The organism is Stieleria sedimenti, from assembly GCF_025060895.1.
In the GTDB taxonomy this organism is placed as follows: domain Bacteria; phylum Planctomycetota; class Planctomycetia; order Pirellulales; family Pirellulaceae; genus Stieleria; species Stieleria sedimenti.
This window is the reverse complement of record NZ_JANZKV010000059.1, coordinates 44,913-68,921: the sequence shown is the minus strand read 5'-3', so window position 1 is coordinate 68,921 and position 24,009 is coordinate 44,913. Positions and strand designations below refer to the sequence as shown.

Sequence of the window (24,009 nt, the reverse complement as noted above, 5' to 3'; positions counted from 1 at the left end):
TGTCAAACGAATATCAGCCGTTTGGCGCGAGCCTACGGGCCCTCATCTGAAGAAACGACGCTTAACTTAGCGGTATTGGGCTTTAGCCGCCCAGTCTCGCTGCCCTGCAGCGAGTGGAAGCGTCCGGAAAAGGGGTCAGGTACCAAAAATGCGAAGCACCCTACGGGCCATTTGGTTTTTGGTACCTGACCCCTTTTCCGCTCGACAAACGCAACCCCAACATGAAAGGTGGTTGGAGCACTAGAATACGATCTCCGTCACGATCGCACACGCGATCGTCCAATCCGGAGCAAACGATGTCGAAAATGAAAACGGTGATCGTCACCTTGGACGATGAACATGTCGCCAAGATCCGACAAGTCGCGGCGCAGTGCAAAGCGGCGGGGATGGTGGTCGGGGAGTCGCTCGAAGTGCTCGGCCAAATCACGGGCCGAATCGATCCGAAACGAGAACCCGCATTGCGGAAGGTTCCCGGCGTGATCAGCGTCGACGAATCCCAGGATTATCAATTGCCTCCCAGCGATTCCGACATCCAGTAACGATCGACATCCAACTGGATCGACTGTCTTCCCGTTTGCTTCCGGGGGTCGTCTGTAGAATCGCCGTGGTCGATTGTCACACTGACATCAGTGATCTCTTCTCACTGTGCTCATGACACGACACCATGAAATCATCCTGCGCCTTCGCCACGATCGCTCTGGTCGCCTTGTGCCTATGCACCGCGTGCACGCCCGTAAAGCAAACGCAAACCGATGACGCTAAAAAGCGAGCGCTCGCGGAAAACGTTTCCAACGATTCCGCGGCGGGCTATTTCACGTATCGCGATTCGGATCCCTACGACGACGATGATTCGCCGCACGTCCCCGACTTCTTCGCCGGGATGGACGCGATCAGCCGCCCCGCGGTGAAGCCGGAGGAAGCATCCGACACGGCGGATGAAACCACAGCAGGGGGAAAAACGTCTACGGACGATGATTCTCCGCCGCATGCGATTCCCGATCCACTGTTGGACCTGTTGCGCGACGAGGATGGATCGGTGGTGCGGGCGGCGGTGACGGTCGAACCGGCCGACCTGAATGTCAGCGAGAGGATCGGGCGCAACACCTGGATGGCCTGGTGCGCCGGGAATGAAGGGTTTTGGGATTGGCTCTGCACCGACAGCCTCGGCTTCATCGATCTGTTGAAACTGGTCGATTCGCGGCGGCGGGCGCAGCGGTTCGCCGAAACGGGCATGATCAACGAGCCCGGCATGGAGCAGGCGCGAGCGGCCCGCAACGAAGAATTCGATCTCTGGCTGGACTCACCGTCCGACGACCGCGTCCGTCGTTGGCGCGAGGTCTACGTGCGACAGACCTTTGCCGCGATCGCGGCGGGCAGGCACAAATCGCAAGTCGGTTTGCAGCGACGCGGGCCATCGGGCGACTACGACGGGCCGCCGCTCTATACCGGTGCCCCGGACGCGTTCAAAGACGAAGGCTATCGCTATCCGTCGAGCTACCTTTCCGACCAAGACGCTGCCTACGGCAGGGACGATCAGCCTGGGTACGCCGACCGCGACCGGTACAACGCAGACGAGGATCGCCGGGACGAATCATCCGAACGCTCGCAGCGGTCGATCGACGAAATCATTCCACCGCCGGATCTGTATGGTTTGTCCAGCGGCGTGATCGGTCTGCGGTTGTTTCCCAATCCGTACTTCGACGCCGACGCCCAGGCCAACTGGGATGCGGATCTGTTTTACACCGACAAATCCTATTACACCGACCCGAATCTTGTCCGGCCGTTCCGTGTGGGGATGAGCTGCGCGTTCTGTCACGCGTCCTTCCACCCGCTCAAGCCCCCGCGCGACGTGACGAACCCGCGCTGGACGAACCTGTCGGGCAACATCGGGGCGCAATACCTGAGTATGCGGGCCACCGTCGGCGGCCAGCTGACGTCCGACCAGTTTGTCTACCATCTACTGGAAAGCCAACCGCGTGGCACGATCGATACGTCGCTGATCGCATCGGACAACATCAACAATCCCAACACGATGAACGCCGTGTTCGGGCTTCCCCAACGCGCGATTTTGTCGCTTCACAATCCGCGCGAACGTCTCTCCAAAGAGAGTTCACGGCTGCCATCGTTGTGGAAGCACCCCAACCCGAATCTTCCCGGCAATGGCGAGGATGTGGTTCCAGAGAAGTGGGTCGAACGGGCTCAGGATCTTGGCCTGGTCGACCAGGTCGTGCATTCCAATGACAACCCACGTCACGTGCCAAGGATCCTGCTGGACGGATCCGATTCGATCGGCACCTGGGGGGCGTTGGCCCGCGTCTACCTGAACATCGGCAGCTACTGGGAACAATGGAACCAGTTGCATCAAGTCGTCATCGGGTTCGGTCCGCAACGGCCGTTTCGACTGGCCGATTGCGAGGAATACTCGGTCTATTGGAACGCCACCGAACAGCGGGTTCCGGGATTGCGTGACTACTTTTTAAAGATCACACCGACCATGCCGTTGCTGTCCACCCCCGATGGCGAAGCGCGTCGGCAGCCGATCAGCGACGAGGAACAGACGCGATGGAAACGCCAAGCCGAACGCGAAAAACGTGACGTTGAATCGCTGTTGGCGACCGAGCGGGCCAAACGCGTCGACGTCAGCCAACTTGCCCGGGGCAGGAAAGCCTTTGCCCGCAACTGCATCGTTTGCCATTCCAGCATCCAACCGGAAAGCACCGAAGCGATTGTCGAGAATTTCCCAAGCGACGCTGATTTCGAAGCCTTGATTGCCAAACGTTTGGCCGTTCGCAACGCATCAGAACGCAACGGCGAGTTTTGGGAACACGACCCGGCACAGTGGCTGGAAGATCCGAGCTATCAAGCTTGGGCCGACGCGGTTGTTGAACAACCGTCGTTCTGGACCGAGAACTATCTTTCGACCGACTATCGCATTCCCGTCAACCTGGTCAAAACCAACGCCTCGCGGGCGATGGCGACCAATGGCATGACCGGCCACATGTGGGAAGATTTTGCCTCGGAGAGCTATCGACAACTCCCATCACCCGGCGAGATCGAATACTTCAATCCCTATGCCGGTGAAGAAGGCGCGATGCAGTCCTTCACGCCCCGGCACATCAATCCGGTCACGGGCAAGCGTGATGGGGGTGGCGGCCCGGGTTACTATCGCGTCCCGAGCTTGATGTCGATTTGGGCCACGGCGCCGCTGCTGCATAACAACAGCCTGGGGCTGTACAACAATGACCCGTCTGTCGACGGTCGGTTGGCCGCGTTTGACGACGCGATCCGCAAACTGCTGTGGCCGGAAAAGCGTCTTCAAAGCAGCAGCTACAACGAAGCCACGCCGGAACGTCTGCGGCGTGATCACGGATTGATCTGGCGAACGACGGAGGAATCTTATCTGCGAGTCGATGCGAAACGCGTGCCCGGGTTTGTCTATCGATTGCCATTGGTCGAAACACTGCATCAATCTGAACACCTGATGTGGCTCCGATCGGTTCAGCCGCTCTGGTTGCCGGGTGTGATTTTTTTCATCGGAGCGTTGATCATTCTGTTGGTCAGCAGCACCGATTCGAAACGGCTGGTCGCCTACGTGATCGTTTTCCTGGCCATCGTCTTGGCCGCCGCACTGTGGTGGGCGAGATCCAACAGCGGCGTCCAATGGGCGGCCCCGCTGCGGAACGTGAATCCCTGGCTGCTGCCGGTGCTGACGCTACTGGTCGTCGCGGTCGTGCTGCGATTGAACCTGTCACGCCGAGTGGCGCGTTGGTGCGGCTACGGGCTAGTCATCGCCGCTCTGGTCGTCAGCGGGCTGGTGTACTTCAAAGCCGGCAGACTCGGCGATGTCAACATCGGACCGATTCCCAAGGGAACACCGGTGAACCTGCTGGCCAACTTTAATCCCGAAGCGGACTTGGCGACACAAAAGAAGAGTGTCGCGACGCTGATCGCCGGGCTTGCCGAGATCGAGTCACGGCAACTGGGCAAGGAAGCAGCCGAGCGGGTGATGAAGGACAAGATCGCGCCGGCGCTGATGTCCGTCAACAAATGTCCCGACTTCGTCATGGACAAGGGACATTATTTCCCCTGGTTCGATTCGATGACCGACGACGACAAGAACGCGCTGATTGAGCTCCTTAAGACACTGTGACCACCATGAGCGACGAACAGGCGAACAACTCACCCGACGACTTTGATTACATCATCGTCGGTTCCGGCGCCGGCGGTGCGCCGCTGGCATCCCGGCTCGCCAGGGCGGGCAAAAAGGTGTTGGTGATCGAAGCCGGGGCCAACCAGACCGAGCGTGGTCCACGCGACGGGGGAAACGAAGTCTCGCGGGTGCCGTTGCTGCACGGTGCCTCGACCGAACATCCAGATTTGTCGTGGCGGTTCTTCGTCGACCACTACCAACGCAGCGGTACCGGTCAGCTTCCCGATCAAATCCGCCAAGACCCCAAATGGCACACACCGGATGCCAACGCGGGCGAGAACGAGACCCACGAAGGGATCTTTTATCCGCGCGCCGCGGGCATCGGCGGCTGCACGATTCACAACGCGATGATCACCATCGCCGGCCCCGAATCGGACTGGGATGATCTGGCGGAGTTTCTGCAAGACCCGACCTGGAATGGTCGCCAGATGCGCGCGTACTTTCGCAAGCTGGAACACAACGATCACCAACGTCCCCCCGATCGCAGTCGCCGGCGGAAGCGGCGTCACCTGTGGCGTTATGTTTTCAACAGCTTGCTGTTTCTCGCCGGTCGTCGTCCCGATGCAACCGGCGGACGGCATGGTTTTCGGGGCTGGTTGCACACCAGTTTCACTGATTTGTCGATCGGTTTGCGGGACCGGCAACTCGTCAAAATGCTCAAGGCGGCACTCTGGGTCTCCAAACGGGAGGGTCTGGACAGTGCCTGGTCTTGGACCCGAACGTTGCTGAAAGGTCGCGTTGGGCAATCGTTGGACCCGAATCACTGGGAAACGCAATCCAACAGCCCCGAAGGCGTGGTGTTGATTCCGACGTCGGTGTATGGGGGCGACACCACCATTCACCAGAACCGCGGCACGCCCTACGCCATGCTGGGGCGTCGCAGCAGCCCACGTGAATTGTTGCTCGAGACGGTCGCCCTGCACGGTGACAAACTGACGATCTGGACGGATTGCCTGGTCACCAAAGTGATCTTGGAAGGTGACCCGCCGAGCGCCGTCGGCGTTGAACTGCTGCGCGGGGAGCGGTTGTATCGCGCCCACGTCGACCCGAATCAACAACCCGGTCAACCGGCTTCCGTCCGGGTCCGCAAAGGCGGCGAAGTGATTCTCTGTGGCGGAGCGTTCAACACGCCGCAATTGCTGATGCTGTCGGGAATCGGCGATCCCGAGACGCTGCAAAACATTCGCGATCCTCGCCGCCCGGACCAGGACGAGCAATCGGTTCCGTGCACGGTCGCGTCGTCGGGTGTCGGCAAGAATCTGCAAGACCGCTACGAGGTCTCGATCGTCAGCCAGATGAAAAAGGATTTCAGCTTACTCGATGGAGCGACGTTTCAGGTGCCCGACGACCCCGACGCCCCCGATCGTCATCTGCGACAGTGGCGCGAAGAGGGCACGGGGCTGTACACCAGCAACGGTGCCGTGCTGGGGATTTTCAAACGCTCGCGTCCCGATCTCGCCCAACCGGACTTGTTCATTTTTGGGATTCCGTCGGAGTTCCGCGGCTATCAAACCGGTTACTCGCGGATCACGGATCACAATCGATTCACCTGGGTGATTCTGAAATCGCACACCCGCAATCGCGAAGGCGTCGTGCGACTGCGGAGCATCGATCCGCTGGACACGCCCGAGGTCAATTTTAATTATTTCGGCACCGGATTGGATCCCCGCGTGCATCCCAGCGACTCGGACCCCGACGTCCGAGCGATGGTTCACGGCGTCAAATTCGTACGCAAGATCTTGCGATCGGCGCGGTCCGTGGTCGACCAGGAAATCCACCCCGGCCGGCAGTTCGACAGCGACGCGACGGTGAATGATTGGATTCGGCGTGACGCCTGGGGTCACCACGCGTGTGGGACCTGCCGGATGGGGCCCGACGGTGACGAGGGCGCAGTTCTGGATAGCCGTTTTCGCGTCCGCGGTGTGGCCAACCTGCGCGTCGTGGATGCGTCGATCTTTCCCAAAATTCCCGGCTACTTCATCGTTGCCAATATCTACATGGCGAGCGAAAAAGCTGCCGACGTGATCTTGGAAGACGCGGAGTGTTTGCGGAAACCAGACAGCGAGGACTACCCGCACCGGTTGCGTGAGAAAGAGGCCGAAGTGATCAGGCAGCGTCGTGAGCGAACGGAGTTCGTTGCCGCGGCAGAGGAGCCGACCGCAGAAGAGTCGGCTGCGGAAGCGTCATCGGAAGCGCGGGCGGCCGATCGGGCGAGCGGCTTTGCACCGCCCTTGGGAGAACAGGGACAATGGAGTAGCGATGTGACCGGGTTGGCGCTCTCCGGCGGTGGCATCCGCAGCGCCACGCACGCGTTGGGGGTTCTGCAGAGCATGGCCCGCAAGCGTTTGTTGCGCCGTGTCGATTTGATGTCGACCGTCTCCGGCGGTGGCTACATCGGTTCGTTTCTCGGCCGATGCTTCGATCGCTTGCGTCCGGAAAACGTCCGCAGCACGGGAGGGTTGCAATCGGCTCCGCCCACGGATCTGGTCGAACAGACACTCAGTTCATCTCAATCGCCCGCGATCGAATGGTTACGAAGCCACGGCAACTACATCGCCCCCAATGGTCCTGGCGCGGTGCGACTCAATTTTGCCGTGTTCGTGCGCAACCTACTCAGCCTGCATCTGGTCGTCGGCCTGGCCATCGTGACGCTTTTTGGTCTCGCCAATCTGATTCGTTACGGCGGGCTGGATCAATTCTGGGGTGTGACCGGCTTGCTGGATTTGGGCGAAATGCCGATCGGCCATCTGCTGCAATCGCTGGTCGGACCGTGGTTCAGCCCCTGGTTCATCCTGGTGGAACTGTTGCTGTTGTTTCTCGTCTTGCCGCGGATCATCGGCTATTGGATCGTCTCACAAGACGAGCACGAAGCGTTCAAGGCGATCCCGTTGGTGATCCTGTTTGCGGTCGCGGGCGTATTGTTGTGGATCGGCGTCACCAATGGCCTTCGATTCGAGCCGTTGCTGCTGGGGCTGGCGATGCTTTCATCGCTGGTGCAAGTTGAATTGGCGTGGCGGCGTGGACACAAGCGCGAAGCGGCGACGGGATCCGGCGGTGTCGAAACGCAACGACTGCGCACACGGAACTATTTGACGTATGACCTCGGGCTTGCGTTGGCTTTGGCCGGGGCGGCGTTGGTGTTCGCGTTGATCGATACGTTGGGACACGGTTTACAAGAATGGAAACTGCAAGCCAACTTCACGTATGCCGAAGCGTTCGCGTCGCTCGGGGCGGCGATCATGGCGATCATTCCCCTGATGCGATGGCTGGCCGGCTTTTTTCGCGAGCAAGGCGCCGGCGGTCCCCCATCGACGCTTAAACGGATTTTATTGCGTGATATGACGGCGGGATTATTGGCGGTGATCCTGTTCACGCTGCCCTTGGTCGCCTACTCGTTCGCGTCCCACGCCCTGTTTCAGGGTGGCGATAAGGAATGGTTTTTGACGGCAGTCGCCGTGACGGTCGGCACGCTTGCGTTGACGATTCTGTTGGCGTTCCCCAGCACGCTGACGTTCGTCAACCGATCATCGCTGTCGCAAACCTATTCGGCGCGGTTGGCACGCGCCTACTTGGGTGCGTCCAACCCTGCGCGGCATCGCCCCGACGGGATCAACGTGACCGAAGTCATCGCGGGGGACGATGTGGCTTCGATTCGCGACTACCGTCCCCATGAAGCCGGCGGGCCGTTGCACTTGATCAACGTCACCATCAACCAGACCGTCGACTTCGGTTCGCGTCTGCGGAAACGTGACCGCCAGGGGTTGAACATGGCGGTCAGCTCCCTGGGCGTTTCGGTCGGCGAACACTGGCACAGCGCCTGGACGGATGCCTCGCATGCCGGTCGATCGGGCGCGCGCAAGGTCCCCACCGGCCTGGATCCGATCGGCCTACACCCCGGTCGCGTGCACCCCCTGGTCGACCAGATGGACCGCGCCGCCGACCGTGCGGAGATGTTGTCGCTGAGGCAATGGATCGGGATTTCGGGAGCGGCAATCGATCCGGGTCGCGGCCGCACCACCCATCTCGGCACGGCGCTGCTGATGGGGTTGCTGAATATGCGAACCGGACACTGGTGGGACAGCGGGATCTCTGCGGCCGATCGGATCGGTTGGCCGGTCCTGTCGCCGATCCGCCGTTTCCTGTACCTGATCCCGCGCTACTTTGGGACGCAATCGCTGCTGATCTCCGAGTGGATCGCCCGTTATCCCGGCCCCTGGGAACGCTTCTGGCATATTTCCGATGGAGGCTATTTCGAAAATCTGGCCGCGTACGAACTGATTCGCCGCCGGGTCCCACGCATCATTCTGTGCGACGGCGGTGCCGACCCGAACTACGAATTCGAAGACTTCGCGGAGTTGGTCCGCAAGGCGCGAATCGACTTCGGGGCACGGATCGAATCGTGGCCCCGGTCCGAGCTGGACGCCTTGGTGTCCGACGGCGTGATTTCACAAGCGACACGGGATCACCTGGGCACCGTTGACGAGCTTCACCCTGCCGCCGACGGCAGCGGAAACCCGTCGGGGTCTTCCAAAGCACACGCGGCGTTGTGCTGGATTCATTACTCGAATGCGCCCCAGAGCAACCGCTCGTTGCTGCTGTATGTCAAAGCCAGCCTGACCGGAGACGAACCCGACGACGTCCGCAACTACCATCGAACCCACCCGGACTTTCCACACGAATCGACCGGTGATCAATCATTCGATGAAGCCCAATGGGAAAGCTATCGCAAACTCGGTGAACACGTCGGATCGTCGCTGTTTACCAGTGATTGGTTTTGGAACGTTCCATTACCGCCCAGCGACGGAGAACCGGCATGATCAAGTCCCGATCGATTTGCGGCTTGCTCCTGGTCCTGCTGCCGCTTGCCGCCGCCGCGTCGGACCACGCCGATCCGATCGATGTGCTCAATCGCCAGCGACAGGAGCGGGCATTGACGGATTTGTTCGTATTTCCTGTCAAGCAGGACGGCACGCCGGCGTTTCCGTTTGAGCGGGTTGCCAAATTGCCGCTTCACGCACCGCTGGACGATGTCGTCCGCGACGAACTTAGCGGCCAAGAGCGTGAGCAAATCGACGCGCTGGTGATCATCCTCTGTGTTCGCCGTGAACTGACCGATTCGACGACGCTGAAGCTGGAACCGTACACGTACAAAATCAACATCGATTACAACAGTTCGGTCGAATTTCCGATTCCCGCAGAAGCCGTCACCGCATCCGGAAACGCAACGACAGCACCGGCCGATGCGGAGGATGTGGCCGAGCATTCGCATGCCGCCGACAAGCTGTCGCTCGTCGAAGCGTTCGCACGCTACGGTGGCAAGATCTCGCACCCCGACGAGATCAAAGAAGACATCGTGATCGAGTTTCGGCTCACCGACGATGGCAAGTTGCAGACGGGTTATCCGCGTTTCGCATTGCCGCAAGGGCTAGACATCGACCTCAATGGGATGTCGGGCGTCCACGACGACCCGTTTATCTTTCCCGCATTTTTCGACACCAACATCGTCGCCATGCAGGTCCGTGTGCCGATCAGTGTGTTCCCGAACGATCGCACGGATTTTTTGATTTGGGCGACGTCTCACAAGGGTTCCGGCGGCCCGATCGATCACGTCGGTCGATCCCTGCGGACACAGAATCCGAGATTCGAATTGCTCAACACCCTGCACCCCAGTCAACACGTCGCGGCGATCACCGAGGAACACGCGCATCCTAGTTTGATGCGGGATATTCTGTTGCGACTGAACTTCGGATCGCTGTTCGCCTACCGTCGCTGGGACTTTGTTCCCGACGTGATGTGTTATTCGACAAACTACCGAGTCGGATTTCCCAACGGCCGCCTGTTGACCGATGACGTGGCGGCGATCCTCGCCCAACACGGCGACACGCTGCTGTATGAACTTTCGTATCAAGACGATCGTTATCGCTGGCCGCGACAAACGACCAATGACGGTCGCGACAACGGCTCCGAAGCATTCCTTTCTAACGCACCCTATCTGTTGCCGGCCAATCCGCAGCGTGCTCAACCGCCGCCGTTGCGGCTTTCGACGGCGAGCATCGTCAAGCTGACGTTGATCGTCATCGCGTTGCTGTTGTTCTTGTTGTTGACTCACTGGCTATTTGCCCGCTGGTACTACCGTCGTCAAATCCGCCGCAGGTACTTGTAGGTCATGAAATTTGACAGCGACCATCTCGGACCGCAGGGCATCGATGTCGACGACCAGACGTACGCCGGCTCCCGCTATGGCGATGTCAAAGCGGCGCTGTTCCACAACGCTTACTACCTGACATGGGGTGACGAAGGAGAGCCACCCCTGCCGTGTTATGGAGTCACGCTGGGGCGTGTCCTGCGTGGGATCCTGTCGAAGGGCTTCCCCTGGCAATTCAAAGCGGCCGCCGAACGCACGGTCGATTCGAACGCGGACCTACGGTGGGGACCAGATCGCCGCGGGTTCCGACGACTGCTGCACCCCAACGGTGTCTGCCTGTTGGGCCGCTGGATCATCGACGCGGAAAATGAATTCAGCGGGTATTTCCGGCAAGGCAGCGAAGCGTTGATCATCGCCCGCTATTCGACCTGCTGCAGCGAAACGCGGCGTGGTCGCATCCGATCCTTGTCCATGGTGGGCAAACTCTACCCGACCACCGACGTCCACCACCGCGAAAAGCTCCGCACCGCCGACTTCATCACGCAAGAGGATATCGGCGGCCAGCGAACGCCGTCCATCAACGACGCCGAACTGCGCAACGCACCCGACGTCACGCCATGGCGACGCGGCTGGGGAACGCCGATCCTGCTGATCACCGGGCTGCTGTTCAAATTCGTCAACGTCGAACCGGCGATCCGACAGCTGCACACGGTCGCCGAATTGGGAAAGCCAAATGACGAACCGACACGCACACCGGCCTTCATGCGATTGACGGTCGGCGACGAACAGCCCCGACTCGCAGGTGACGCGTTGGATTTCCGCGACGAGATTTTGGGGCAACTCTATGACCGCGGCAGCCGCGCCTCGACCGGCCGAAAACTGGTCTTCAACATCGACGTCACCGACCAAGGTGAACGTCGCGGGTTGTTGCGGCAACGTTGGCGATTCGACAACTGGCAACGGATCGGGAGGATCGAATTCGGCGAAGCCGTCGCGTCCTACAACGGCGACTTTGTCATTCACTTTCATCACCCCACGTGGCGTACCGACCGCAATGATCCGGACACAGCAAGCCGAGCAACGCGTTAAGCAAGCCGAGCAACGCGATAAGCAGACCAGGCAACGCGATCAATGGCACTTCGATCCCGATGCGGGAAACCGAATTGCTTGCATTTGGTTGCGTGGGGTGATAGCATGCCCCATTACAGAGGGTGTTTCGGCGCGCATGTCGATCGGGGGCTGGTATGACGAACGATAGATCTGACTGGAAACAGGACGAGTGGCAATCGATTCACCAACGCCGTGAGAAAGCGTTCCACACCACGCCTCCCAAGGACGTCGCCGAGCGTCCCAAGAACCTGATCGGGCTGGCGTTATCGGGCGGCGGCATCCGATCGGCTTTGTACAACGATGGTTTTTTGCAAGGGCTCTCGCATCGTGGCTTGTTGCGCTACGTGGATTATTTGGCCAGTGTTTCCGGTGGCGGCTACATCGCCGGACACTTGATCGCCCAGGCCGAGTCGCAAGCCGGTCAAGAGAAGGGCGGCAAGGGACGCGGCGATGCGTCAGGCCCGCCCGGAGGGGGCCGGGCCAAGGGATTTCACGACGACGACCGCGACGACGAGAACCAGTTCAAACGGTGGCACTTGGGCCGCAAACCGGGGACGGGAGAAGTCGATCCAAGGCGGTTGGCTGCGGTGGGCGGCTATCTCAGCCGTCCGATGGAAGTTTTACCGGCCTATCTGTGGTCGTGTTTCTTTAGCGCCACGTTCTATATCGGCATCTGCGGCATCCTGGCGACGCTGGCAGCCTTGTTCTGGCGATCGTTCGACGACCCGAATTTTCGGGCGATGTATTTCGAGGTTTTGGGGATTCGTGCCGGCAACGAATTCTTGATCGCCTTGATTCCCGCGATCATCGTTCTCGCGGTCTTTGTGATCTTGGAAATTGGATGGTCGGCGTTTCGTTGGGTGATCGGCGAAAACACGTGGAAATTGCAGCAGAAACATGTCACGGTCCGCGCCTGGTCCTTCGTCGCATTGGTGCTGGCGTTTTTGACGTCCATCGCAATCTTTTTAGGCAACGGGACGACCAACGTTCAATCGGCTGCCGGCAGTTCGCTGTACTTGAATCACTACGCGCAGTGGCTGGCCGTGATCGCAGGGACGCTTCAAGTTCTGGTGTTCTTCGGCAGCGACCGATTGTTTCGATCCGAGCGTGAAGACGCCAAGACTTGGCAGCGCCATCTACAGCGTTTCATTGCCGTCGGCGTGACGCTGTTCCTGGTCTTTTCGATGATTCACTGGATGGGGCGGGAGAACATCAGTCAATACAGCAATCATCGTGATCCGTATTTGGTCGTCGGTGACGTAAGCGATTGGCAAACCCTAGAGCACGTCTTTGAAACGTACGAAGAAACACCGGATTACCGCGTGCCGTCTTTGTTGCGATCGATCGTGTTGTCTCTGATCGGTAATTTCGACGACGACCCCGGACGGCTGAATGTCGCGGACAATCTGTCAAAGGAATTAAAGTTGCCCGATGGCTGGGAACAAACGTTGGCGACGCGGCGTTGGGGATTGCTCTCCGACGCGACGGACGTGATGGCCCCGCGGGACGTGACTGACCCGACGGACGACGAAAAGGACGTCGCGTCACCATGGATGTTGGAGCATCGGCTGTTGGGAGCGTTTCATGCCTACCAGCTGGCGATGTCCGATTCGAAATCACCCGCATCAGAGCAGCCGTCAACCGCAACGGACGATACTCCGGCAAAGGCCGGCGTTGTCGACACCATGCGGCGTGAATTCGCAAAATTAAAATCGCTCCGCGTGGCTCAACGCGATCAGCTCCGTCTGTGGAATCGACACCTGGAAAGCTCCAGGTTCACGCGTGCCTTGCTCACGGGTGTCGGGACATCCGGATCGGACTTGAAAGTGTCGCCGGGATTGCCGAATCCCATTTACAAGGACGTTCTGACGTTCCTGGCGTCGAGCGACTTTGACTTTTCCAAACAGCAACGAAAGTCGATCGCCAACGCCGCGCACCGGATCAAGTTGATCGAGCTGGCCCCGGATGCGGAACCGGCTTCTTCCCGGAGCGAACGTCTTGCTTATGTAGACGTCAACCGGCTGTTGTTGGAAGCGTTGTATCCCCGAGCGGTGCGTTCCAAGGACATCCCCAGCACGCACGTCGTGCCACCGTACGACCAAGAAGCGCGGCGATCCTGGCTCGGGTTGTGGCTGCTGATGGCGACCATCGGGGCGATCGGAGGCGTCTACCGCCATCAAGTCGCCACGGTGTTTCGGTTTTATCGAAAGCAGTTGGGGGCCAATTTTTTGGTGCGTTCGCATCGTCGTGAAGAGGCGTTGGGCGAAGTCCAATTGCATCAGCTCGATCCGACACGTGACGGGCTTCCCTACCCGTTGATGTTGGCCGCATCGCTGGAACCGGCGACCGTCAATGGAGGTTACATGATTTCGTCGCGGGCGTTCATGTTCAGTCCCCGGTATTGCGGTGATTTGGATGATCCCAACAATCGAATTTGCACCAAACAGGTCGCCTTGTCGAAAAACTCCGAAGCCAAATCCGTCACGCTGGCCGACGCGGTGACCTTGTCCGGCGCCGCGGTGACGGCGTTCATGACGACCAATCGCTGCCTTTCGCTGTTGGTCGATTTTTTCAATACCGGTTTGGGGATGCAGGTCTATCGCACCGAAAAGACCGACGTCAAGAACGCTCGCCCGGACAATCTGGTCTGGCTGCTGACGGCGGGAATCGCCACGGCCTTTGCCGGTTTGATCTTCTGGGTGATGCGCGGTGACTGGCCGAGCACGGTCACGGCGTTCGCCTTGGCGTGGATCATTGGCAGTTGCGTGATCCACGAGAAAGGTGTGCCACACTTTTTAAAGATGTTGATCATGCCTCGCGAAATCGGCCCCCACGCTCCCAAGGAACAGCGTGAACGATCGGCCAAGTCGTTTTATGTCGCCGACGGCGGATTCACCGACTACCTCGGCGTCTCTGCTTTATTAAAACGTCGCTGCGAACTGATCGTCGTCAGCGACGCCGGGGCCAACGTCGGTGGCGATCATCTGGGAACGCTGGCCAAAATGTGTGAAAAAACCTCCGCCGAGCTGGGGATTCGTTTCGTCGATCTTGATCACGAAGCCCCCATCGATTTCGGTCGGCTGCAATTCGACGAACAGCGGTTGGTGCATCAGCCGTATCTGTGCATGCGGGTGCGGTATCCCGATGCAACCGAGGGATTGTTGATCTATTGCCAAATGGCGATTTCGGATTCCGATCCGATCGAGATTCAACAGATTCGGCACCGTTTTCCAACCTTCCCCGATGAACCGACGGTCAATCAATTCTATTCCGAAGATCAGGTATCCGCCTATCGCATGCTCGGCTACCACGTTGCTTCCAAGCTGTCTCGCGAATTGGAACGCTGGTCGATGGGGCGCTGGAACGCCTCCGGCGCTGCCACAGCCGGCGCTGCCACAGCCGGCGGTATCAAACCGGACGACGTCGCATCCGGCGAGGTCCAAGCCGACGGCGCGACGAAGGTTAAAAATGTCGCGGCGGTTGACGACGTGACCACGCGGTCCGGCCACGGCCAAAAACGGTCCGCCCCCGACAGTCCAGAATACGAACGGTTTCAACGCGAACTCAGACAAATCCCTCAACCCGCGGCGCGATCGGCTCGGGATGGTGTGCCCTACTTTGATGTGCTGCAGGAACGATTGCTGACGGCCTATCGTTTGGCGTGTTACGAGGAGGTGACCTATCGCGAGGACGATATCTTCAACGAAGCGATTTGGCCGATCTCGACGTATGCCTTTCCCAATCTGCACCAGCATGTGCAATCGCTTCGAACCGATCGGGATCCGAAAACGTTCGCCGAGTCCTGGTTGCGGATCTACGAAATGAGCGCCGACGTGCGCAGCGTGTATCGCAAGGCGGTGTTGGAAGACATCAACGTGCTGAACACCGGCGCCCAGTCGTTCTGTGCGGCGCTGCACGAGCGACTCGCCCAGGAGCGGCCGTCCGGATTGAGGTGCAAACGGTTGCTGGCCGCACATCTGGCGGCGATGGCAACGGCGTGTCAAGAAGTGCATCGCGGCAGACCCCATGCGGCGTTCCAGGTAGGCGGTCGGCGCAAAGTGGTCGATTTGTGTCGGAACTTGGCAAACACCATCGTCGACTCGTTGCCCCGTTCCAACGCCGCCGCGCCGGATTTTCAACTCCGTGAAGTTCTGGGCAATGTGGTCGCGGAGATTTCCGAACTGGAACGGTCTGTTTTCCAAGGCGGCGAGCACGTGACCACCATCTCGTTCGCACAATGCGTGTGCGTGATGTGGGGCCGCATGGCCAGGGGCGAACGATCCTGTGGCTGGGGGATCGACGGCGTTGCCGAACGAGGCAGTTTGGCGTTTAAAACCGGACGCCAGACGCCCACCGAATCACGCATGGTCACGGCGCGTCACGAACTGGATCGCGGGTTGCGACGCGTCGAATTGAAACGCATCTTGAACACGCTGACCCGGCTGTGGTACCTGGGTTACTTCCACAGCGATGCCGAGGAACTGCTGAATCACAGGGCGTTCAAAGGATTTCGGGTTTCGGGATTCAAACGCTGCGTCAGGGCGATGATCAGCGGCGATGATGTCAGGTGCGCCCGGAATTGGTTGCAGCAATGTGAATCGCACCGCCGGATTCGACTCGCGTATCAGGATGCGATCGCGATCGACGCGAAGGAAATCTCATCAGCCGAGGATTCCAAACTGGTCGAATTATGGACTGATTTGCACCGAACCGCGACATCGATCCGCGCCGATGTCACGTCCGGGCCGTTGATGGCGGCGCACTTGGCGGCATTGGTAACGTCATACGCCTGCAGCGAAAAATGCGATTCTCTGGTGCCCGACGTCTCGTTCGCGCCCGGTGGTCAGGACCGCTTACTCGATGTCTGCGCAGAAATCGCACGGTGTATCACTGCCCCAGTGAACCAGAGCGAAATCGAGGTTGATGATGCGGACCTGGATGAGTTGGCGACCAAGCTTTTCGACGCGTTGACCAGGCTGCATGAATGCAAGTCGATGATCTGGAATGCCAAAGCCATCGGCCATTTCGCGCGTTCGGTCATCAATCTCTCGGTCGCTGTGATGTGCAGCGACCGGCCGAAGCAGTCGATCAGTCTTCACATCGAAAAACTCACTGAATCCCACGATCGCTTCACACCCTCCGACGGCGAAACTCAAACAAAAGATTTCGTCGATCAGGTGGATCAGGAACTGGCCGAATTGATTCTGGCCGGTGCTCCCAAGGGGGTCCCACCACTGATGCAATTGTGGTACGTCGCGCTGACCCATCGAAATGAACTCGGCAGGTTCGAAAATCAACCGAGCGACGACGATCAACCGAAACCAAGAAAGAAGAAACAGGAAAAAGGGCAAAAAATGGCGGACGATTCGCTTCCGGAGGAATGATGATCGACCCGCCGACGTTCCCATCGATCGGGAATGACGGATCATCTTGCCAGAGCCATCTACCTTGGGAGAATCCCCCGATGCCGCCGATGAATGGTTTGTTATTGCGTGTGCCCAACAGCGCCGCCGACGCGCCCGCTCTGGCCGGCGAACACGGTGCACCGTCGAGTGACCAGTTCGACTTTGAATGGTTGTTTTCAACATCGGCGGCGGGAACGGAATTGGCCGCCGCATCCGCCGGGAAAGCTTGGATGCTGGCGCGGCCGAAGCAGTCGATCGACGGCGCCAATCCCTGGGACCTGGCGCACACGGCGCGCGAAATGATGGCCGACGGCATCGGGCTGGCGGGCGACACCGTTCCCGACCTGATCGAACCGGATCTGGTCCAGGACTGGTTGCCACAAATCGCCGGCCACGACGCAGGGCTGGCCGCCGATGGCGATGCGTGTGTCTTTGACGACCAGAACCGAGAGTTACCCACTCGCCCGGGCAAGTTTGCTTGGCATCTCGGTGATGGGTTTTCACAATTGGCCGCCGCGCGGGCCCAAATCGGATCCGATCCCGCCGTGGTGCGAATCGCCCACCTGGATACCGGATACGACCCCGACCACCAAACCTTTCAAAAAGAGTTCGTCGATCTACGTCTGCAACGCAACTTCGTCGATGACGGTTCGCCCGACGATGCACGCGACCCCGGCAACACCGGCCCGCTCCGGAATCCCGGTCACGGTACCGCGACGTTGGCTCTGTTGGCCGGAGGAGCGTTTCGATTCGATGGATCGGGGTATCAGTTTGATGGACTGTTGGGCGGCGCACCGCAGACCCGTATCGTGCCGCTGCGGGTCGGTAATTCAGTCGTTCAATTGACGACCAGCAGCGTCGCCCGGGCGATCCACTACGCCGCACAACTCTGCGACAGAAAACGAACTTGCGTGCACGTGATTTCGATGAGCATGGGCGGGGTCGCATCACAGGCTTGGGCCGATGCGGTCAATCAGGCCTATGAAGCCGGCATCGTCTACGTGGCCGCCGCGGGCAACAATTTTTCAGCCGGTGTGTTCGGCGTCCCCACACACAAGATCGTCTATCCCGCGCGGTTCCGCCGTGTCATCGCCGCCTGTGGGGTGATGGCCGATCGCACGCCCTATTACGATCTTCGCTTCGGCACGATGCAGGGCAATTGGGGGCCGCAATCCGCCATGGCGACCGCCCTGTCCGCGTACACCCCCAACGTCCCTTGGGCGCGGATCGGTTGCAACAATCTCGTCAGTATGGACGGCGCAGGCACATCGTCGGCGACGCCCCAAATCGCAGCCGCTGCGGCGCTTTACCTGCAAGTCCACGCCGACGAGTTGTTCGATTCGCAGAAGTACCCCGAGCCGTGGATGCGCGTCGAAGCGGTCCGCCGGGCGCTGTTTCTCTCGGCCGACAAGTCAGCCGATGGTGGCAGCCGCGACAAGCTGGGCAACGGCATCCTACGAGCACTCAAGGCGTTGGAGATTGCACCGGCAAACCGTGCCGCGCTGCGCAAGACCCCCACCGACTCGGCCGGGTTCCCGTTCCTGAACGTCCTCTTCCGCCGCGGACTCGCTGCATCACCGGAAGACAAGATGCTGCAATTGGAAGCCACGCAATTGATCCAGCGCTGGCACAGCACCCAGGAAGAAAACCCGCTCGACCGCGCCGTGGACGATCCCGATCGACCGCCGGAGGACGTGTCACAAAGCCAAGTCATTGCGTTTTTAGAACGAGTCAGCGAACACCCTGCCGCATCAAAGGTCTTGAAAGCGAGGGCCAAAGACTACTTGGACGCAACCGCTGGAAAGCCGATCAAGCCGAAACGTCCTGTGTCCAAACCGCCGCAGGATTCCGACGACGCCGCGCCGCCGAAAACTGTTTTTCAACCGCCGTCACCGCCGTTTCGATCGCTGCGTGCTTACGCCGTTGACCCGAGTCTGACGACGTCGTTGGAAACGGTCGGCGTCAGCGAAGTCACGCTCAAGCTTCCCTGGGAGGACCTGGATGCCGGCCCGATCGGCGAATACTTGGAAGTCGTTGACGTCGACCCACCGAGCGGATGTTTTTACGAACCGGTCGATCTGAACGCCCCCGCACTGCTCGCACAAGACGGTTTGCCGCCCTCGGAAGGATCGCCGCAGTTTCACCAACAGATGGTGTATTCGGTCTGCAGCCTGACGATCAAAAACTTTGAACGGGCGCTCGGACGCAAATCGCTGTGGCGGCCCGGACCGCCGGCCGAGGGCGCCCACCCGAGAAACGATGCCAACTATGTCCAACGGTTGCGGGTCCACCCGCATGCGTTACGCGAAGCCAATGCCTATTACTCGCCGTCCAAGGTGGCGTTGTTGTTCGGCTATTTTAATGCCTCGCGCGATCGCCCCGGCGACCATCTCCCGGGCGGCCGCATCTTCACGTGCCTTTCGCATGACATCATCGCCCACGAAACCACGCACGCCTTGCTCGACGGCATGCACCGCCAGTTTCTGTTGCCCAGCAATCGAGACGTCCATGCTTTTCACGAAGGCTTTGCCGATTGCGTCGCGATGCTGCAACATTTCACGTTTCCCGAGTTGGTCACCCACCAGATCGCAAACACCCGCGGCGCGATCGACGCGCAAGAAAACCTGCTGGTTCAATTGGCGTCACAGTTCGGCCACGCCACCGGCAGACGGATGGCGCTGCGCGATGCGATCGGTCAAGTCACCGAGGACGGATGGCAACTGCGGCAACCCGACCCGCACGAATACGAAACCACCGACGAATCCCACGCACGTGGCCGCATCCTCGTCTCGGCCGTCTTCGATGCGTTCCTGTCGATCTACAAACGCCGCACCGCCGATCTGCTGCGTTTGGTCACCGGCGGCACCGGCATCCTCAGCCCCGGCGCCATCCATCCCGATCTGGTCGATCGCCTGGCACGTGAGGTCACGCGTTCGGCCCAGCATGTGTTGACGATCTGCATTCGGGCTTTGGATTATTGCCCCCCGACCGACATCACCTTCGGCGAGTACCTGCGAGCGATCATCACCGCCGACCACGATCTGGTCGCAAACGACGACTTGGGATATCGGGTCTCATTCATCGAGGCGTTCCGGCGGCGTGGCATCTATCCGCGCGAGGTTCGCACGCTTAGCGAAGCCGGTTTGCGGTGGCGTTCACCGGAGTCGGAAGACCCGATGCCCTCTGAAGTGCTGTTGCAATATTTGAGGAGTCTTCGCGGCGCGGGCAACGAGCACTTGTATGCCGATTCCCGCGAAGAAATTTTCAGACTGCAGCGGAAAATGCGTTATCAACTTCACTCTTGGCTCAGTCATCATTTACGCTCGGACGACGACAAACAACGCGACGCCCAGTTCTTGGGGCTCGATCCACAAAAGTCGTTCGAGGTCCATTCGGCGCGGATCGCCTGTCGCGTCAGCCCCGATGGCGACGTGTTGCCCCAACTATTGATGGGACTACTGCAAACGACCACGCAGCCGGTGGATCCAAGTGACCCCAAGGGTCCCAGGATGTCGTTTGAAGGCGGCTGCACCGTCGTCGCCGATCTGCGGGCCAGCACGGTGCGTTACTGCATTCGCAAGAATCTGCGAAGCTCGTCGCGACTGAAACGACAACAATCCTTTGCGCTCAGCGAGTTTGATTCCTTGCAAGCGACCTACTTGGGCGCCCGTTCGCTCGGCGACCGATCGTCCACCCCAGGCGACGAACCGTTCGCGCTCCTCCACCGCGGTCCATCTCTTTAGGAATCTCTCATGGCAAAACGCAAATCAGCCGGCAAGACGGCCAAAAAGCGGTCCACGGCCTCGGCCAAGACCGGCCCGACCAAACGTAAGACGGTGAAAAGCAAGAGCGCAAAGCGAAAGGCGACGAAACGCAAGACGACAAAGCGCAAAACAGGCAAACGCAAAACATCCAACAAGCAACCCGATTTGCCGGCCGTCCGCGTGCGGATGTTTCGTCAAGGGCTCGGGGATTGTTTTCTGGTGACGTTTGATGTCGGCGGCCAAGAACGGCATCTGCTGATCGATTGCGGCACGTTGGGCAACAAAACTTCGGACGTCAAAACCGACGACATCGTCAAACACCTGGAAACGACGATCTTGGACAAGGGTCGGTTGCACGTCGTGGTTGCAACGCATGAACATCAAGACCACCTGTCCGCTTTCAAGACCAAGGCGATGAAGGCGTTGGTCGGCAACGTCGATCATGTCTGGTTAGCCTGGACCGAAAATCCACGTGACCCCGATGCCAAAACGCTTGCCAAGTACCGAAACGACTTGGGCAGGGCGTTGGCCGAGATCGCTCATGCGGCGGCCGATACTGACGTCGGTAAACAGGTGCATGACTTGATGGGCTTTGCCGGCGAACCCTCCGACGATCCGTTGGGCTTTGCCAAGACCGTCGACCAAGCCATGGATTTTGTCCGCACGGGGCTCGGTGTCGAGCCGACCTATCACAACCAAGGTGATCTGATCGAAGCGGACTGGTTGCCGGGATTTCGCATCTATGTGCTCGGGCCACCCCGCGACAAGCAACTGCTGAAGGATCTCGGCAAGCACGGCAGCGACGAATTGTACGGGCTGGTGCGCGCCGCGAAATTGAACGCCGCCGGCACGGCGAGTTCCCCGGCGGCTGCCGACGACGAAGAATCGGAGTTGCAGCAGCCGTTCGACTCGCGGTTTCGTCTGCGTGATGCCGAGCAAAAACACCAGCTTTATCCGCACTACTGCCAGACGGACCAGCAATGGCGATCGGTCGACACCGGCTGGATCAACGCCGCCAGCCATTTTGCGTTGCAGTTGGATAGTCTGACCAACAACACCTCTCTGGTGCTGGCGATCGAGCGGATCGCCGACGGAAAGGTGTTGCTGTTTCCCGCCGACGCACAACAGGGAAATTGGTTGTCATGGCATGACAGAGACCTCCACTGGTCCGTCACCGACCCGGGCGGCGCGACCCGCACGGTGACGGCCGCGGATCTGATCTCCCGGACGGTGTTTTACAAGGTCGGACACCACGCCAGCCACAACGCGACGGCACGCGGCCAGGGTTTGGAATTGATGACCAACGAAGACGAATTGACGGCCTTCATCCCGGTCGATCGCAAACTCGCGCTCTCCCGCAACCCCAAGGGGTCCTGGCAAATGCCCGCCCGACCGCTCTACCTGCGTCTGTTACAGAAATGCCAAGGCCGAGTCGTCCGAGCCGACACCGGCTGGGCGGCAAAAGCCAAATCTGGCGACGCGACGGAGAAAGCACTGCGCGACCTGGCCGATGATGATCAATGGACCAACTGGCAGAAATCACAAACCACCGCCAAACACATCGACACGAGCAACAAACTGTTCGTCGAGTACACGTTGGAATAGTCGTGTACAAATCAATCGGTGGATGGCACACTTTCGAAGTTGGCTTGAATAATGCGGATTACCCTCGTTTTCCTCATGATCGTCAAGCTTGGTTTCCGATCATCCCAATAACGGGGAGTATGGGTGGTACATGCTCCCGGCCACAACGGGCGATGGATGACGCAAGCCCCAGACTTCAAAGGCTATCAGCGGATGCGACGGAAACAAATTGGCTGGATTGCCGCATTGCTTTCGGCATCGATCTGGCACAACACCGCCGGCGCGGAGCATCTTTTTTGGGGTCGAGCGAGAACCTGTAATCGAGGTTCGATTCGTCCCTACAACTACGTCGAAGATCAGACACGACGATCCATCTCGATCGATCTGGTGGACACCGTCGGAGTGCCACGAACGCTCGAAGCCGGAAGTGACGCAGACATCGGGAATGTGGCAGGTGATCAGGCGACGCGTGCACGAGCCTACCATCCGGATCAACGCCGGTTTGAAATCGATGGGCTCCGGGTCGAGGACATCGCCGTGGAGTTGCAGGATTCGGGATCGCTGGCGACCAGCTGCCGGCTGACGTTCAGTGGCGGACCCGAACGAGCGCTCGATGGCACCAATGTGACGCTGCGGTTACGTGCCCTTCAAGGCGGTCGTTCGGGCAGAGCATCATCCGCACTGTCGCCAGCGATCTGGGAGTCGACCTATGAACTATGGGTTCCGACCAATTCCGTCAAGAGCGTTCCAATCGTGCGAGCGCGACCGACGAATCGTGCGCACTCACGAACGATGGTGTATGCGCCAAGACAGGTCAGCAAAACGCTCGGTCCGGATCACCCGGGGATTGATCTAAGACTAGGCACCGACCCTTTGTTGAAAGAACAATTCGATGAAATCCGAGTGTTCCAGCTCATCGTTGAACGCCATCGGGATCAATAGCAATGACGCATCACTATTCAGTATTGCGATACAGCCGATGGATCGCGTTGGCTGCCGCCGCGTTGCTTTGCACGGTCGGCCCACAGCTTCCGGCCGTGGAACCACAATCGAGCGGTCTTAATCAGTTAGTCGTTGTGAAACCTGGCGCTCACGAACGCGGCCTACCGGCTGTCCGATTTGAACCTGCTGGCGAGGAGGGTGAATTGGTGGTCGACATCCCGCCGACGCTGCACATCCATCGCTACTTCTACGATGGCGACCGTGAATACCAAGGGCCGATCGTCCTGGGTGGCCCGACGACGGTAATTGCGAACCATCCGACGACCGGGGAACGCATGTATGTTGATGTCACGCTTCCCGCGGGATCGCCGATCATCGCCTATTCCAGCAAGTGCATCACGTATGTCTATGCCGATCGTCGTGTCAGTATTCGGTTCGGCAACTGGAACACCAATAGGGTACGCGTTCACTATTATTCCGGACACGGCATCGGCCGACGCACCCGTGATTGGGTTCAGACGCTCGCGACCAAGTCAAAATCTACGATCAAGAACTCGGCCACCGTTCAATCGGTGGCCGACGCCGCGCAGGAATCCCAATCCGCATTGTCGGGTGTGAAACACGCCGTCGACTCGACCGCAGGTTTGGTGGTCGACAGCGCTGCATCGCTGCTGAAGATGGTCCCTGGAGTCGCACCATTGTCCAGCATGGGTGATGAGGCATCGCAAGCCGGATACGAGAGCAGCCTCCGCGCCGCTGCCCGGCAAAAAGAAGGTTCATCGCTCGACTTCATTCGGACCAATCGGTGATCTGCTGTGAACACAGTATCACTCGGTTACTCAAAACTCT

Annotated in this window: 10 protein-coding genes; all 10 read left to right on the top strand. The window is 59.5% G+C overall.

Annotated elements, in window-relative coordinates; genetic code table 11:
- The first annotated feature begins 296 nt into the window (after positions 1–296).
- The gene (locus NZK35_RS09325; RefSeq protein ID WP_259632264.1) at positions 297–539 is read left to right on the top strand and encodes a hypothetical protein; all 243 of its coding nucleotides are present in this window, start codon (positions 297–299) and stop codon (positions 537–539) included.
- Between the two features lie 125 nt (positions 540–664).
- Positions 665–4,150: a hypothetical protein gene (locus NZK35_RS09320; protein ID WP_259632263.1), complete on the top strand. Its 3,486-nt coding sequence runs from the start codon at positions 665–667 to the stop codon at positions 4,148–4,150.
- A 5-nt stretch (positions 4,151–4,155) separates the two neighbouring features.
- Positions 4,156–9,027 (top strand): GMC oxidoreductase, encoded by a 4,872-nt coding sequence (locus tag NZK35_RS09315; protein WP_259632262.1) that lies wholly within the window; start codon positions 4,156–4,158, stop codon positions 9,025–9,027.
- Positions 9,024–10,373 (top strand): hypothetical protein, encoded by a 1,350-nt coding sequence (locus tag NZK35_RS09310; protein ID WP_259632261.1) that lies wholly within the window; start codon positions 9,024–9,026, stop codon positions 10,371–10,373. Before NZK35_RS09315 ends, NZK35_RS09310 begins: the two co-directional genes overlap by 4 nt.
- 3 nt (positions 10,374–10,376) lie before the next feature.
- Positions 10,377–11,444, top strand: a complete 1,068-nt coding sequence (locus NZK35_RS09305; RefSeq protein WP_259632260.1) for a hypothetical protein — start codon at positions 10,377–10,379, stop codon at positions 11,442–11,444.
- A 155-nt stretch (positions 11,445–11,599) separates the two neighbouring features.
- Complete coding sequence (locus NZK35_RS09300; RefSeq protein WP_259632259.1) at positions 11,600–16,849, top strand: patatin-like phospholipase domain-containing protein; 5,250 nt, start codon at positions 11,600–11,602, stop codon at positions 16,847–16,849.
- An 89-nt stretch (positions 16,850–16,938) separates the two neighbouring features.
- Positions 16,939–20,613, top strand: a complete 3,675-nt coding sequence (locus NZK35_RS09295; protein ID WP_259632258.1) for a S8 family serine peptidase — start codon at positions 16,939–16,941, stop codon at positions 20,611–20,613.
- A 9-nt stretch (positions 20,614–20,622) separates the two neighbouring features.
- Positions 20,623–22,239 carry a ComEC/Rec2 family competence protein gene (locus tag NZK35_RS09290; protein ID WP_259632257.1) on the top strand — a complete coding sequence of 539 codons (1,617 nt, stop codon included), beginning with the start codon at positions 20,623–20,625 and terminating at the stop codon, positions 22,237–22,239.
- A gap of 156 nt (positions 22,240–22,395) precedes the next feature.
- Entirely contained in the window at positions 22,396–23,160 is a 765-nt protein-coding gene (locus NZK35_RS09285) for a hypothetical protein (protein ID WP_259632256.1), read from the top strand.
- 206 nt (positions 23,161–23,366) lie between these two features.
- Positions 23,367–23,969 carry a hypothetical protein gene (locus NZK35_RS09280; RefSeq protein ID WP_259632255.1) on the top strand — a complete coding sequence of 201 codons (603 nt, stop codon included), beginning with the start codon at positions 23,367–23,369 and terminating at the stop codon, positions 23,967–23,969.
- Positions 23,970–24,009: the final 40 nt, after the last annotated feature.